14 protein-coding genes are annotated in these 13516 nt (G+C 70.4%); 10 read left to right on the top strand and 4 right to left on the bottom strand.

All coding sequences use genetic code 11. From position 1 onward, the window contains the following. The first annotated feature begins 23 nt into the window (after nucleotides 1-23). Nucleotides 24-1199, top strand: coding sequence for a glycogen synthase (gene glgA, locus ACIBHY_RS13900; protein ID WP_397243458.1), 1176 nt, complete (start codon nucleotides 24-26; stop codon nucleotides 1197-1199). Between the two features lie 7 nt (nucleotides 1200-1206). Here glgA and ACIBHY_RS13895 read toward each other — a convergent pair whose 3' ends face one another. After that, the gene (locus ACIBHY_RS13895; RefSeq protein WP_397243460.1) at nucleotides 1207-1572 is read right to left on the bottom strand and encodes a PH domain-containing protein; all 366 of its coding nucleotides are present in this window, start codon (nucleotides 1570-1572) and stop codon (nucleotides 1207-1209) included. Between the two features lie 100 nt (nucleotides 1573-1672). Here ACIBHY_RS13895 and ACIBHY_RS13890 point away from each other — a divergent pair, with 100 nt between their 5' ends. Then, nucleotides 1673-3151, top strand: a complete 1479-nt coding sequence (locus tag ACIBHY_RS13890; protein WP_397243462.1) for an Nramp family divalent metal transporter — start codon at nucleotides 1673-1675, stop codon at nucleotides 3149-3151. A 14-nt stretch (nucleotides 3152-3165) separates the two neighbouring features. Further along, nucleotides 3166-3468, top strand: a complete 303-nt coding sequence (locus tag ACIBHY_RS13885) for a hypothetical protein (RefSeq protein ID WP_397306820.1) — start codon at nucleotides 3166-3168, stop codon at nucleotides 3466-3468. Here the strand turns inward: ACIBHY_RS13885 and ACIBHY_RS13880 are convergent. Further along, entirely contained in the window at nucleotides 3461-3865 is a 405-nt protein-coding gene (locus tag ACIBHY_RS13880; protein WP_397243466.1) for a nitroreductase family deazaflavin-dependent oxidoreductase, read from the bottom strand. The genes ACIBHY_RS13885 and ACIBHY_RS13880 overlap by 8 nt on opposite strands. Before the next feature lie 144 nt (nucleotides 3866-4009). Between ACIBHY_RS13880 and ACIBHY_RS13875 the strand changes: the two genes are divergently transcribed. From ACIBHY_RS13875 to ACIBHY_RS13850, 6 genes are read left to right on the top strand one after another with little or no spacing between them, the layout of a single operon-like run. Further along, nucleotides 4010-5008, top strand: a complete 999-nt coding sequence (locus ACIBHY_RS13875; RefSeq protein ID WP_397243468.1) for a LacI family DNA-binding transcriptional regulator — start codon at nucleotides 4010-4012, stop codon at nucleotides 5006-5008. Beyond that, nucleotides 5005-6267: a sugar ABC transporter substrate-binding protein gene (locus ACIBHY_RS13870; protein ID WP_397243470.1), complete on the top strand. Its 1263-nt coding sequence runs from the start codon at nucleotides 5005-5007 to the stop codon at nucleotides 6265-6267. Before ACIBHY_RS13875 ends, ACIBHY_RS13870 begins: the two co-directional genes overlap by 4 nt. A 2-nt stretch (nucleotides 6268-6269) precedes the next feature. After that, on the top strand, nucleotides 6270-7148 hold the full coding sequence (locus tag ACIBHY_RS13865) for a carbohydrate ABC transporter permease (protein ID WP_397243472.1): 879 nt from the start codon (nucleotides 6270-6272) through the stop codon (nucleotides 7146-7148). Beyond that, nucleotides 7145-7966, top strand: a complete 822-nt coding sequence (locus ACIBHY_RS13860; RefSeq protein ID WP_397243474.1) for a carbohydrate ABC transporter permease — start codon at nucleotides 7145-7147, stop codon at nucleotides 7964-7966. The genes ACIBHY_RS13865 and ACIBHY_RS13860 overlap by 4 nt, the downstream gene beginning before the upstream one ends. Nucleotides 7967-7978: 12 nt before the next feature. Beyond that, the gene (locus tag ACIBHY_RS13855) at nucleotides 7979-9490 is read left to right on the top strand and encodes a glucoamylase family protein (RefSeq protein WP_397243476.1); all 1512 of its coding nucleotides are present in this window, start codon (nucleotides 7979-7981) and stop codon (nucleotides 9488-9490) included. Nucleotides 9491-9508: 18 nt separating this feature from the next. Further along, nucleotides 9509-11299, top strand: a complete 1791-nt coding sequence (locus ACIBHY_RS13850) for a hypothetical protein (protein ID WP_397243478.1) — start codon at nucleotides 9509-9511, stop codon at nucleotides 11297-11299. Here ACIBHY_RS13850 and gnd read toward each other — a convergent pair. Further along, the gene (gene gnd, locus ACIBHY_RS13845; protein WP_397306819.1) at nucleotides 11286-12314 is read right to left on the bottom strand and encodes a phosphogluconate dehydrogenase (NAD(+)-dependent, decarboxylating); all 1029 of its coding nucleotides are present in this window, start codon (nucleotides 12312-12314) and stop codon (nucleotides 11286-11288) included. The two genes, ACIBHY_RS13850 and gnd, sit on opposite strands and share 14 nt — an antisense overlap. Nucleotides 12315-12363: 49 nt before the next feature. Then, on the bottom strand, nucleotides 12364-12975 hold the full coding sequence (locus tag ACIBHY_RS13840; protein WP_397243482.1) for a TetR/AcrR family transcriptional regulator: 612 nt from the start codon (nucleotides 12973-12975) through the stop codon (nucleotides 12364-12366). 42 nt (nucleotides 12976-13017) lie between these two features. Here ACIBHY_RS13840 and ACIBHY_RS13835 point away from each other — a divergent pair, with 42 nt between their 5' ends. Next, nucleotides 13018-13425 (top strand): RidA family protein, encoded by a 408-nt coding sequence (locus ACIBHY_RS13835; RefSeq protein ID WP_397243484.1) that lies wholly within the window; start codon nucleotides 13018-13020, stop codon nucleotides 13423-13425. Nucleotides 13426-13516 lie beyond the last annotated feature (91 nt).

Raw genomic sequence — 13516 nt, 5'->3', positions numbered from 1 at the left:
CGACCTTGGTTAAGGTGGGCTCCGTGCGCGTCGATCTGCTCAGCCGGGAGTATCCGCCGGAGGTCTACGGCGGAGCCGGAGTCCACATGGAATACCTGGCCCGCGAGCTGCGCCGGCTGGCCGACGTGCGGGTGCGCTGCTTCGGCGCGGCCCGCCAGGAGCCCGGCGTGTCCGCCTACCGGGTGCCGGGCGGGCTGGAGACGGCCAACGCGGCGCTGCAGGTGCTGGGCGTCGACCTGGAGATGGCCGCCGCCTGCGAGGGGGCGTCCGTCGTGCACTCCCACACCTGGTACGCGAACTTCGCCGGCCACCTGGCCAAGATGCTCTACGGCCTGCCCCACGTCGTCACCACTCACAGCCTGGAGCCGTTGCGGCCGTGGAAGGCCGAGCAGCTCGGCGGCGGCTACACGGTCTCCTCCTGGGCCGAGCGCACCGCCCTGGCCTCGGCCGACGCGGTGATCGCGGTGTCGGAGGGCATGCGCGCCGACGTGCTCGCCGCCTATCCCGAGATCGGGCCCGACCGGGTGAGCGTGATCCACAACGGCATCGACACCGTCGAGTACGCGCCGGACCCGGGCCTCGACGTCCTGAAAAAGCACGGCATCGACCCCGCGCGGCCGTACGTGATCTTCGTGGGCCGGATCACCCGCCAGAAGGGGCTGGTCCACCTCCTGCGCGCGGCGCGGTCCTTCGCGCCGGGCGCGCAGATCGTGCTGTGCGCGGGCGCGCCCGACACACCCGAGATCGCCGCCGAGGTCACCGGCCTGGTCGAGGGCCTGGCCGGGGCCCGCGACGGCGTCGTCTGGATCTCCGAGATGCTGCCCAAGCCCGAGGTCATCCAGCTGCTCACGCACGCCCGGGTGTTCGTGTGCCCGTCGGTGTACGAGCCGATGGGCATCGTCAACCTGGAGGCCATGGCCTGCGAGACCGCCGTGGTGGCCACCGCCACCGGCGGCATCCCCGAGGTCGTGGCCGACGGCGAGACCGGCCTGCTCGTCCCCCTCTCCGGCGGCCCCGACGGCGAGCCCCACGACCCCGATCGCTTCGCCGCCGACCTCGCCGAGCGTGTCAACGCCGTCCTCGCCGACCCGGGCCGCGCGCGCGACCTGGGCCTGGCCGGCCGGGCCAGGGCCGTCGAGCACTTCTCCTGGGGACACATCGCCACCCGCACCCTGGATCTGTACTCGTCCCTGGTGTGAGCCGGCGTCAGCGGGAGATGTGGTGGAGGATGACGTTGTGCACGTGGTGGGCCTTGTTGTCGCCGCGGAAGTCCACCTCGTAGGTGTGCGTCCCGACGTGGATGGCGATCGCCCCCGAGGAGAAGAAGCTGCCCGCGAACGACTTGTTGCTGACCACGCTCACCGCTGAGATCTTGCTGTACGGGATGCTCGTGATCGCGATCCGCTTGCCCACGAACGACTTGTCCTGGACGATCACCCGCCGGTCGGTCAGCCCGAGGAAGCCGGTGCCCGCCCCGATCGCGTCGTAGACGGCGATGATCTGCTCGCCGGGCATCAGGCCACTCTCGATCTGCTTGAACTGTTCTTTCCGGTCATAGGGGATGTCAGCCATGCCGGGCCAACGAACGACCCGGCGACCGCGGTTCCATACGGCCAAATGGGTCTTGTCCGCCTCCGGGTTCGGGATCACCCTGAAAGCCAGGAGGCCTGCCATGACGCATCCCCTCGGAGTCAGCCGCCCCGATCTCACCGTCGCCGACCTGCCCACTCCGGAAGAGGTCTTCAAGGTCGCCCGTATCGGGCCGAAGGAGCTGGTCAAGTACGCGGTCGGCCCGAGCCTGATCGCCCTCGGCATCTCCATCGGCAGCGGCGAGTGGCTGCTCGGTCCCCTCAACGTCGGCCAGTACGGATTCGTCGGCGTCGGCTGGGTCATCCTGGTCTCCGCGCTGCTGCAGACGTTCTACAACGTCGAGTGCTCCCGGTACGTGCTGGCCACCGGCGAGACCCCGGTCGTGGGGTGGGGCCGGGTGCCGCCGGGCTGGTTCCTGTGGGTGCCGCTGTCCGTGCTCGTGGTGATCTTCGCGTTCATCGCGGGCGGCTGGGCCGCCTCCGCCGGTCAGGGCGTCTACGCCCTCGTCCACGGCACGATCGCCCCGGCCGGCGCCGAGGAACCGCGGTTGTGGGCCATCGCCCTGCTCGTCCTGGTCTTCGTCATCGCCGCCTCGGCCCGCCGCATCAGCCGCGCCCTCGAACTGGCCAACTGGGTGATGGTCGGCGCGATCCTGCTCGGCCTGCTGGCGATCGACCTGTTCGTGGTGCCGTTCTCGCTGTGGTGGGAGGGCATCCGCGGCTTCTTCACCCCGGCCGCGCCGCCCGCCGGCATCACCGCCACGCAACTCGGCGCGCTGGCCGGGTTCACCGCGCTGGCCTCGGGCCTCAACTGGTACGTGATGGGCCACTACCGCGACAAGGGCTACGGCATGGGCTTTCGCGCAGGCTTCATCTCCGGCCTGCGCGGCGGCCGCAAGGAGATCCTGGCCAGCGGCGTCACCTTCCCCGACGACGACCGCAACCGCGGCCTGTGGCGCCGCTGGTACCGGCTGCTGCTGACGGACATGTGGGGCGTCTTCTTCGTCGGCGCCATGCTGGGCATGCTGCTGCCCACGATCCTGATGGCCCAGGCCGTGGCCCTGTCGGGGGAGAAGCCCACCCGGGCCAACGTCCCGACGTTCGTGGCCGCCGCGCTCGGCGACGAGTACGGCCGCGCGCTCTTCTACGTCGCGCTCGTGCTCGGCGTGCTGATCCTCTTCTCGACGCAACTCGGCATCTTCGAGGCGATGGTCCGCGTGACCACCGACGCCGCCCACGCCACCAGCCCGCGCCTGCGCGCGCTGATCGAGGGCGACCCACGGCGCTTCTACTACCCGTTCATGATCGTGCTGCTCGTGATCATCTCGATCGTCATCCATCTGGCGCTGCCGGTCGGCCTCGTGGAGTGGTCGGCCAACCTGTCCAACCTGGGCGCGCTCATCTACCCGTTCATGCTCATCTACCTCAACAGCAGGCTGCCGCGCCCGGCCCGCCCGCGCCCGTGGCACTACGTGATCCTTGTCCTGAACTTCCTGTTCTTCGGCTTCTTCTTCGTCAATTTCGTCGCCGACACCTTCGGAGCGCCGCTGGTCACGTTCTAGGCCACGATGGCGGGATGCGACCTTCTGACGACGTGCTGGCCGCCTTCGGGCTCGCGGGACCCGCCCGCCCGACCGACGGCGGCCGGGGAGAGAGCTTCCGCGCCGGCGACGCGGAGGCGGTGATCGTCGCCGACGGCCTCCTCTACCACGGGGCCGATCCCGCGCTGGTCGAGCAGGTGGACGGCGGGGCCCGCATGGTGGCTCGGGCGCTCGTCTTCCGGCTGGCCACCTCGGTGCTCCTGACCGGGGCCGTCCCGCGCGAGGAGGTGGAGCGGTTCGCGCGGGCCACCGGCGTGGTGGAGGCGGCCGTCAGGTGACGGGTTCGAGCACGACCACCGGGATCGGGCGGTCGGTCTTTTGCTGGTAGTTGTCGTAGTCGGGCCAGACCCTGGTCATGGCGCCCCACATCCCGGGCTTCTCCTCGTCGGTGGCGGTCCTGGCCCGCGCCTTGAAGAGCCGGTCCTTGACCTGCACCTCGGCCTCCGGGTCCGCCAGCAGGTTGGCGTACCAGTCGGGATGGTCCGTGGCGCCGCCGTTGGAGGCGACCACCGTGTAGGCGTCGCCGTACCTCTGGTAGATGAGCGGGGTGGTGTAGGGGCGGCCCGACCTGCGGCCGCGGGTGGTCAGGAGCAGGACCGTGGTGCCGTTCCAGTCGTGGCCCTCGGCCCCGCCGGTCTGCTGGTATCTCTCGACGTGTTCCTTGCCGTACAGCATGTGATCGCACCTACCCGCGGCGGCGTGACCTCACCGTTACTCGCCGGGGTCTGTACGAGAAGTTGACGCGGCTGGCACACTCCTTTCCTGTAAGCGCTTACACGAGGTTGTGTGTAACCGCTTACACAGCGAGGGAGACAGACGATGGACGTGACGATCTACGAGGTGGCCCAGCGGGCAGGGGTGTCGATCGCGACGGTGTCGCGAACGCTGCGCGGCACCGGTCCCGTGGCGTCGAAGACGCGCGAGAAGGTGCTCAAGGCCGTGGAAGAGCTCAACTTCACGCCCAGCAGGCTCGGCGTCAGCCTGGCTGAGGGCCGCCACGCCGCCAACGGGATCGTCTTCCCCAATCTGTCCGGCCCCTACTACACCGAGGTCCTGCTCGGCTATGAGGAGGTCGCCTCCGAACTCGGCCGCTCCGTGCTCATCCTGTCCACGACCGGGCGTACGCGGGTGCGGGACCTGGTCAAGGATCTGGCCGGGCGCGTGGACGGGCTGCTGATCTTCGGCCACACCGCGCCGGACGACGTCATCGCCGAGCTGATCCAGGTGGGGATGCCGCTGGTGTTCGTCTCGCGCGAGCCGCTGGCCGGAGCCGACACCCTGCGCGCGGAGAACACCGCCTCGGCCCGGCTGCTGGCCGAGCACCTGGCCCTGCACGGCTACGAGCGCTTCGCCTTCCTCGGCGCGCCGCTGGTCACCGGCGACGACGTGGACGAGCGCTGGCAGGGCGTGCGTTCGGTGCTCGGCGCCGCCATCGAGGCGGTGCCCACCGGCCACTACACCGTGGACGACGGCCACCAGGCGGCACTGCGCCTGCTCAGGTCCGGCGACCGGCCGCGGGCCATCATCTGCTCCGACGACGAGGTGGCGCTCGGCGCGCTGCTCGCCGCCGAGGAACTGGGCCTCGCCGTACCGGATGACGTGGCCGTCACCGGCTGGGACGACATCATGGCCGCCCGCCACGCCCGCCCGGCGCTGACCACCATCAGGCAGCCGATGCGCGAGCTCGGCGCCCGCGCGGCCCGCGCGCTCGACGAGCTGATCACCGCGGCCCGCTCCACCCCGAACCACCTCACTCTGACCACCGAGCTGGTGATCCGTTCCAGCTGCGGTCATCACCCCCAGGAGGAACCCCGATGAACACCACCACCAGGCGCTCGGCCGCCGGCCTGCTGGCGCTGGCGATCCTGGCCGCGGGATGCGGGCGCGAGGCGAACAAGGCGCCGGAACAGGCCAAGGACGTCGCCGCCGGCAAGGTCGCGGGCGAGGTCACGGTCTGGGCCATCGGTGAGGAGGGCAAGGCGCTGGGCGCGTTCGCGAAGGACTTCGAGTCCGCCAACCCCGGCGTGAAGGTCAACGTGACCCCGATGGGCTGGGACGTCGCCCACGACAAGATCACCTCGGCGATCGCCGGATCCGCCACCCCCGACGTGAGCATGATCGGCTCGACCTGGGCGGGCGAGCTGTCCAAGACCGGCGCGCTGGAGCCCACGCCCGGCAACCTCATCGACAAGGCCGCGTTCTTCCCCGGCGCCTGGCAGACGGTCGACGTCAACGGCACCGCGTACGGCGTGCCGTGGTACGTCGAGACCCGCGTCCTCTACTACCGCAAGGACCAGGCCGAGAAGGCCGGCGTCGAGCCGCCGAAGACGTGGGCGGAGTGGAAGACGTTCATCAAGGCGCTCCAGGACAAGGGCGGCGCCAAGAAGGGCTTCAACCAGGGCTACACCGAGGGCTCCTGGCAGGAGATGGTCCCGCTCATCTGGCAGGCCGGCGGGGAGATCGTCAAGGACGGCAAGTACACCTTCGACACGCCTGAGGCGATCACGGGGCTGAAGCAGTACGCCTCGTTGTTCCAGGAGAAGCTGGCGCCCAACGACACCCCGAAGGGCGGCTTCCCGCAGAACTTCATCAAGGGCGAGGTCGGCGGCTTCGTCTCCGGGCCCTGGATGGCCGGGGTGCTCAACAACGACGGGGGAGCGGGGTTCAAGGACAAGTTCGACGTCGTGCCGTACCCGAAGGGGCCGGTCAGCGGCACCAGCTTCGTCGGCGGATCCGACCTGGTGGTGTTCAAGAAGGCGCGGAACCGGGACGCGGCGTGGAAGTTCGTCCAGTGGCTGAGCGAACCCAAGGTGCAGGCCAAGTGGTACACGACGGTGAAGGCGCTGCCGGCCGTACAGTCGGCCTGGCAGGAGCCCGAGCTGACCGCGGACCCGCAGCTGAAGATCTTCGGCGAGCAGCTGAAGGACGCCAAGACGCCGCCGCCCTACCCGACCTGGGAGCAGCTGGCCAAGGTCATGGAGGGTGAGCTGGAGAAGCTCGCGCTCGGCAAGTCCACGCCCGAGCAGGCGGCCAAGGCCATCCAGGCGCAGGCCGACGCGATCGGCACCGGCCTGTAGTCATGATCCACGCTCGGAGGACCGGGCTCGGCTGGGTGTTCGTGCTGCCGTTCCTGCTCATGTTCGTCGTGTTCTACCTCGGGCCGCTGCTGGCCGGCCTCGGGATGAGCTTCACCGACTTCCGCAGCACCGACGTGGCCGACGTGCTCGGCGTCGACCCCGTCGGTGTGCGGAACTACATCCGCCTGGCCCAGGACGAGGCCATGGTCAAGGCGGCGGTCAACACGCTCGTGTTCGTCGTGGTCTGCCTGCCGCTGACGATCGGGCTGGGCCTGGCCGCGGCGGTCGCGCTCAACTCGGGGATCGGACGGCTGCCGGCCGCCTTCTTCCGGCTCGGCTACTACCTGCCGCACATCACCAGCATCATCGGCATCGCGGTCGCCTGGAAGTTTCTGCTGGAGCCCGAGGCCGGACTGGTCAACCGGCTGCTGGAACTGGTCGGCGTCCAGGGACCGGCCTGGCTGCAGGACCAGCGTACGGCGCTGCCGTCCATCATCGTGATGACGGCCTGGCGCGGGTTCGGCTTCGACATGGTCGTCTTCCTGGCCGCGCTCCAGGGCATCCCGCGCGAGCTGTACGAGGCGGCGGAGGTCGACGGGGCCGGGCGGTGGCAGCGGTTCTGGTCGGTCACGGTGCCGCAGCTGCGGCCGGTGATCCTGTTCTGCACCATCTACAGCACCGTCGGCTTCCTGCAGTTCATGGAGGAGCCGCTGGTCATGACCGGCGGCGGGCCGCTCAACTCGACGCTGTCGGTGTCGCTCGCCATCTGGAAGCAGTTCGGAGTCGGCAACTACGGCTACGCCGGCGCCGCGGCCACCGTGCTGTTCACGGTGATCATCGCGCTCGCGGTGCTGCAGCTCAGGATCGGGAGGTCGCGGTGAAGCGCACCCGCGGGCAGCACGTGGTCACCTACATCGGGCTCGCCACCGGCCTGCTCCTGGTGATCGGGCCGTTCCTCTGGGCCGGGCTGAGCTCGTTCAAGCCCGAGCCGGAGATCAGGCGCGACCCGCCGACGTTCCTGCCCGAGACCTGGACGCTGGGCAACTACGCCGAACTCCTCGAACGCGTGCACATCGGGCAGGCGTTCTTGAACTCCATGATCGTGGCGCTGGCCATCGTGGCGGGCAACCTGCTGTTCGGCTCCATGGTCGGGTACGGCTTCGCCAAAACGAACTTCCGCGGCAAGAACGTCGTCTTCGCCCTGGTCCTGGCCCAGATGGCGGTCCCGGCGATCGTGCTCATGATGCCGCAGTTCGTCCTGATCGCGAAGCTCGGCATGGTCAACACCTTCCTCGGCATCATCCTGCCGGGACTGGTCAACCCGCTGGGCGTCTTCCTGATGCGCCAGTTCATCGCCGACCTGCCCGACGAGCTGATCCACGCCGCGCGCGTGGACGGCGCGGGCGAGTTCCGGATCTTCTTCAGGATCGTCCTGCCCCTGTGCAAGCCGGCGATGGCCACGCTCGGCCTGATCACCTTCCTCGGCGCCTGGAACAACTTCCTGTGGCCCGCGGTGGTCGCGCAGTCCGAGGACCTCTACACCCTCCCGGTCGCGCTCAACATCCTCAACTTCGCCGAAGGCACCCACTACAACCTGCTGGTCGCCGGATCGGTGATCGTCATCGCGCCGATCCTCATCCTCTTCGTCTTCCTGCAGCGCTTCTTCATCCAGGGAATCGCCACCTCCGGCATCAAGTAAGGAGCACCCGGAATGCTGCTCAACACCCTCATGGCGGGCCTGCTGGCCGCCACCCCCACGCACGTGACGAACCCCGACTTAACCCTCTACAAGTACGCCAAGGACACGTGGCGCTCCATGAACGCCATGGTCGAGCCCGCCACCGGCCTGCCCGCCGACAAGGTCACCGGCGACCTGCGCACCCGGGCCAAGGTCACCTCGCCCACCAACATCGCCACCTACGTCTGGAGCACGCTCACCGCCCGCGACCTCGGCCTCATCGGCTCCGGCGACGCCTCCAGACGCGTGGCCAGGGTCCTGGACGCGCTGGAGAAGCTGGAGCGCAACACCCCCACCGGCCAGTTCTACAACTGGTACGACCCGGCCACGCTCAAGCTCGTGCGCGTCTGGCCCGACAGCGGCAACCCCATCCAGCTCTTCGCCTCCAGCGTCGACAACGGCTGGCTGGCCACCGCGCTCATGATGATCCCCAAGGCCATGCCGCAGCACGCCGGCAAGGCCGGCCGCCTGGCCCGCTCCATGAACTTCGCCTCCTACTACGACCCCGCCGCCCGCCCCGACGCCGGCACCGGCCTGCTGCGCGGCGGCTTCTCACCGGAGAAGCCGGAAGGCTGCTCGGTCGAGAGCGACTACGCCGGCACCGGCACCGTCGTCTACTCCACCTGCCACCACTACGGCGCGCCCGCCGAGACCCGCATCGCCACCTACGTCGGCATCGCCCTCGGCCAGGTCCCGCGCGAGCACTACTTCGGCATCTACCGCACCTTCCCCGACAACGCCTGCGACTGGGCCTGGCAGGACCAGAAACCGGTCGGCTCCTGGAAGGAGCACCTGGGCGTCAAGGTCTGGGAAGGCACGTACGGCTACCGCGGCATGCGCTACGTCCCCAACTGGGGCGGCTCGATGTTCGAAGAGCTGATGCCCGACCTGGTGGTGCCCGAGTCGAAGTGGGCGCCGCGCAGCTGGGGCCGCAACCACCCGGTGTTCGTCCAGGCCCAGATCGAGCACGGCCTGCGCGAGGCCAGGTACGGCTACTGGGGCTTCTCGCCCTCCAACGACCCGCACGGCGGCTACCGCGAGTACGGCGTGGACCCGCTCGGCATGGACGCCGCCGGCTACACCACCGACAGGGAACGCACCGCGACCGACCCCGGCTACGAGGGCTGCCGCCCCGCCCAGCCGGAACCGGCCGCCTACGGTGACGGGATCGTCACGCCGCATGCCGGCTTCCTGGCTCTGCCGTACGCGAAGAAGGCGGCCATGGAGAACCTGGCCGGGCTGAAGAAGAACTTCGACGCCTATGGGCCCGGCGGCTTCTACGACGCCGTCGCGGTCAGGTCGGGCGTGGTGTCGAAGTGGTACCTGGCGCTGGACCAGGGGATGGTCATGGCCGCCCTGGGCAACGTGCTCGCTCGCGACAACATGCGCCGCTACTTCGGCACGCCCGCCGTCGAGGCGAAGCTCCGTCCGGTGATGGGGCTCGAAGAATGGGACGTCGAGGGCGTCCCGCCTGTCTCCCAGTAGAAGAGGAAACCAATCTCGATGAGTACGGCCGATGCCGCACGCCGTGACTGGCAGGAACGTGTCTACCAGGCCTCGGGGGAGGTCACACCCGTCGGCGAGATCCGGCTGCCGGCCCCTGAGGGGCTGCGGGCGGATCCCGGCGCCGGGCACGTGACGCTGACCTGGGAGCCGGTACCGGGCGCCATCGGGTACCTGGTGCACCGGGACGGAGAGTCGGTCAAACAGCCCGACGTCGACGTGCCCGCCGTCCCGGAGTGCCGCTATGTCGACACCGGACAGGGTCCCGCCGCCTACACGGTGGCGGCGATCGCCGCCATGGAGGTGACCGGCGCCTTCTCGGCTCCGGTGCGGGCGGCGCCGGAGCAGGGCCCGGCCGCCGTCACGGTCGTGGTCGAGGCCGGCCGCGTCACCCGCGCGCTGCCGCGCCCCTGGACCGCCATGATCGGCTCCGAGCACCTGTCCCACATGCTGTCCGGGGACACCACCGGCGGCCGTCCCATCGGGGCCGAGCTGACGGCGGCGCTGCGGACGATGCGGGAGGAGTTCGGCATGGAGAGCGTCCGGGCCCATGCCATCCTCTGCGACGACCTGGGGGTGTACAAGGAGGTCGACGGCACGGCGGTCTACGACTTCACGCGGGTCGACCGGGTCTACGACACGATCATGGAGTTCGGGCTGCGGCCGGTCGTGGAGCTCGGCTACATGCCGCGCGACCTGGCCACCGATCCGTCCAGGACGGTCTTCGGCTACGAGGCGATCATCTCACCGCCCAAGGACTTCGAGGCGTGGAGCGACCTGGTCAGGGCCCTGGTGGAGCACCTGGCCGAGCGCTACGGCATCCAGGAGCTCATCGATCGCTGGTCGTTCGAGGTCTGGAACGAGGCCAACCTGGCCGTGTTCTGGTCCGGCACGCCGGAGGAGTACTTCCTGCTCTACGACGTGACGGCGGCGGCGGTGAAGAACGTCCACCCGGACCTGCGCGTCGGCGGCCCCTCCTCGGCCGCCAACGGCTGGGTCGAGGAGCTGCTCGCGCACGTGGCCGAGTCCGGCGCCGCGCTCGACTTCGTCTCCACGCACACCTACGGCAACGCCCCTCTCGACTGGCGGCCCGCCCTGGCCAGGCACGGCCGGGAGGGCGTGCCGATCTGGTGGACCGAGTGGGGCCCCACGCCGACGCACTTCCACGGCATCGGCGACGGCCCGTTCGGCGCGACGTTCCTGCTGCACGGCATGAAGGCGGTCGCGGGCCGGATCGAGGCGCTGTCGCACTGGGTGGCCTCCGACCACTTCGAGGAGCTCGGCCGTCCGCCGCGCCTGTTCCACGGCGGCTTCGGCCTGCTGACCGTCGGCAACCTGCGCAAGCCCCGCTACCACGCGCTCACCCTGGCCCACCGGCTGGGCGAGGAGGAGCTGGCCGCGCGCGCCGAGGGCGACGCCGGTGGCGTGGAGGTGTGGGCGGCCCGCCACGGCGACGGCCGGATCGGCGTCCTGATCTGGAACGGCACGCTCAACCAGGCCCAGGCCGACGGCGCCGCCGAGCTGGCCCGCACGGTCACGCTGTCGATCCCGGGACTGGCGGGCGAGCACGTGGTGACCCATCAGCGCATCGACGAGCGCCACTCCAACATCAGGGCGGTGTGGCAGGCGATGGGCGGCGGCGACTGGCCCGCCGGCGGCCAGTGGGAGGAACTGGCCTCGGCGAACACCCTGGACGAGCTGACCCCGCCCGCCCGGGTGTCCGGCGCGCTGACGCTGGAGTTCGACCTGCCCATGCCCGGGGTGTCCTTCGTGGAGCTCACCCCGGCCTGACCTCGTCCTTCTCGTCGTGACCGCCGAACCCCTTGCGCTGGGCGGACTGCACCTTCCCGGCGAACAGCGCCGCCCCCTGCGAGGCGAAGCGGCTGTAGAGCGCGGCGGTCAGGACGGGGGAGGGCACGCCCTCCTCGATGGCGGCGATGCTCGTCCAGCGCCCCTCTCCCGAGTCCGACACCCGGCCGGCGAACCGCTCCAGGTCCGGGTCGGCGTGCAGCGCGGCGGCGGTCAGGTCGAGCAGCCACGAGCCGATCACGCTGCCGCGCCGCCACACCTCGGCCACCTCGGCCAGGTCGATCCCGTCGTACTGGTAGTACTGCGGTTCGCGCAGCGGCGCCGTCTCGGCGTCCGCCTCACGCACGTGCCGGCCCGCCCCCGCGCCGCCGAGCACGCTCAGCCCCTCGGCGTAGGCGGCCATGATGGCGTACTCGATGCCGTTGTGGACCATCTTCACGAAGTGTCCCGCTCCGGGCGGCCCGCAGTGCAGCCAGCCCTGCTCGGCCGGCGACGGCTCACCCGTCCGTCCGGGGGTACGGCCCGCCGCGTCCGCCCCCGGCGCCAGCGCGGCGAGGACCGGCTCGACCAGCTTCACCGCCTCGTCGTCGCCGCCGACCATCAGGCAGTAGCCGCGATCCAGGCCCCAGACGCCGCCGCTGGTGCCCACGTCCACGTAGTGGATGCCCCGCGCCCCGGCCGCCCGCGCGCGGTCCACGTCGTCGCGGTAGTAGGAGTTGCCGCCGTCGATGACCACGTCACCCGGCTCCAGCAGGCCGAACAACGTCTGCGCCGCCTGACCGGTGACGGCGGCGGGCAGCATCAGCCAGACGACTCTGGGGGCCGGCAGCGCGCGTACCAGATCCTCGATCGAGGCGGTCCCCTGGGCGCCCTCGGCGGCCAGGGCCTGGACGGCGGCGGGGGCGTGGTCGAACACCACGCACTCGTGGCCGGCGCGCATGATCCGGCGCGTCATGTTCGCGCCCATCCGGCCCAGGCCCACCATTGCGATCTTCATGCTCGTCACCCTCCCCGCGGGCGGGTAATGGCATGTCCGTGTATGTCCCTTAAGGTGATTGACCCCAGCCCGCCGCGACGGAGCGGTGGCAGCGGTCCCGCTCGTCACCCGCGCTGACGAACAGCGCGGTCAGCAGGGGTACGGCGTGCCCCAGCGCCTCCGGCGGCAACGGCCCGGTGGCGACCAGCGAGGTCAGCCCGTGGCCGATGACCCAGCAGCGCGTGGCCAGCTCCAGGGGGTCGGTGCCGGGGCGGAAGCGGCCCTCCTCCGTGGCCCGCCCGGCCGCGCTGACGAGCATGTGGAGGGAGGCGTCCGCCGCGGCGGCGTCCTCCAGCTCGAAGCCGGCGTCGAACATGACCCGGTAGAGATCGGGGTCGCCGAGCGCGGCGGCGGTGTAGGCGGCGCCGAGCGCGGCCAGGTCGCGGACCGGGTCGTCGGTCAGCACGACCGCCGAGAGCCGGGCGGCCAGCCGGGTGAACCCCTCCTGCCGCGTCGCCGACCACAGGCCGTCCATGCCGCCGAAATGGGTGTAGACGGCCATGGTGGAGACGCCGGTGCCCTCGACGAGGGAGCGGAGCGTGACCGGCTGCCGGGTCCGCAGCATGTGCGCCGCCCGGTCGATCAGGAGTGAGCGGACCGCCGGGTCCTTCATCCTTGGCATGCCGTCTAGCATACATAGCATAGCTATGTTATGTTACGGGACATGGCCGTTACCTTGCACAACCCCGACGGGCTGCCCAAGCCCGACGTCTACCGTCAGCTCTCCGTCGCGACCGGCTCGCGGCTCGTCTTCCTCGCCGGGCAGGTCGCCCGCGACGCCGACGGCTCGAAGGTGGGGGAGGGCGACCTCGCCGCCCAGGTCGAGCAGTCCTACCTCAACATCGCCACCGCGCTCGCCGGCGTCGGCGGCAGCTTCGACGACGTCGCCAAGCTCACCGTCTACGTCGTGGACTGGACGCCCGACAAGATGCCGCTGCTGGGCGAGGGCGTCGCGCGGGCCGCGGCCAAGCTGGGCGTCGACCCGGTCAAGCCGATCACGCTGCTGGGCGTGGCGGCGCTCGGCGAGCCCGACCTGCTGGTCGAGGTCGAGGCCACCGCCGTGCTCCCCTAGTGTTCTGAGTTATTAATTCATGTGCAGCTTGTAGGCTTGGGGCATGCCGAGTCCGAAGCTGATGCCGTTGGTGTTGTCGGAGGATGAGTGT

It is taken from the genome of Nonomuraea sp. NPDC050547 (assembly GCF_044457345.1).
Classification (GTDB): domain Bacteria; phylum Actinomycetota; class Actinomycetes; order Streptosporangiales; family Streptosporangiaceae; genus Nonomuraea.
The sequence above is the reverse complement of the archived record's forward strand: the minus strand, read 5'-3'. Positions and strand labels throughout refer to the sequence as shown.

What these genes read in the sequence shown, in the direction of transcription:
- ACIBHY_RS13895 (WP_397243460.1), bottom strand. Translation starts at nt 1,572, where the DNA reads ATGGCTGACATCCCCTATGACCGGAAAGAACAGTTCAAGCAGATCGAG.
- ACIBHY_RS13890 (WP_397243462.1), top strand. Translation starts at nt 1,673, where the DNA reads ATGACGCATCCCCTCGGAGTCAGCCGCCCCGATCTCACCGTCGCCGAC.
- ACIBHY_RS13885 (WP_397306820.1), top strand. Translation starts at nt 3,166, where the DNA reads ATGCGACCTTCTGACGACGTGCTGGCCGCCTTCGGGCTCGCGGGACCC.
- ACIBHY_RS13880 (WP_397243466.1), bottom strand. Translation starts at nt 3,865, where the DNA reads ATGCTGTACGGCAAGGAACACGTCGAGAGATACCAGCAGACCGGCGGG.
- ACIBHY_RS13875 (WP_397243468.1), top strand. Translation starts at nt 4,010, where the DNA reads ATGGACGTGACGATCTACGAGGTGGCCCAGCGGGCAGGGGTGTCGATC.
- ACIBHY_RS13870 (WP_397243470.1), top strand. Translation starts at nt 5,005, where the DNA reads ATGAACACCACCACCAGGCGCTCGGCCGCCGGCCTGCTGGCGCTGGCG.
- ACIBHY_RS13865 (WP_397243472.1), top strand. Translation starts at nt 6,270, where the DNA reads ATGATCCACGCTCGGAGGACCGGGCTCGGCTGGGTGTTCGTGCTGCCG.
- ACIBHY_RS13855 (WP_397243476.1), top strand. Translation starts at nt 7,979, where the DNA reads ATGCTGCTCAACACCCTCATGGCGGGCCTGCTGGCCGCCACCCCCACG.
- ACIBHY_RS13850 (WP_397243478.1), top strand. Translation starts at nt 9,509, where the DNA reads ATGAGTACGGCCGATGCCGCACGCCGTGACTGGCAGGAACGTGTCTAC.
- gnd (WP_397306819.1), bottom strand. Translation starts at nt 12,314, where the DNA reads ATGAAGATCGCAATGGTGGGCCTGGGCCGGATGGGCGCGAACATGACG.
- ACIBHY_RS13840 (WP_397243482.1), bottom strand. Translation starts at nt 12,975, where the DNA reads ATGCCAAGGATGAAGGACCCGGCGGTCCGCTCACTCCTGATCGACCGG.
- ACIBHY_RS13835 (WP_397243484.1), top strand. Translation starts at nt 13,018, where the DNA reads ATGGCCGTTACCTTGCACAACCCCGACGGGCTGCCCAAGCCCGACGTC.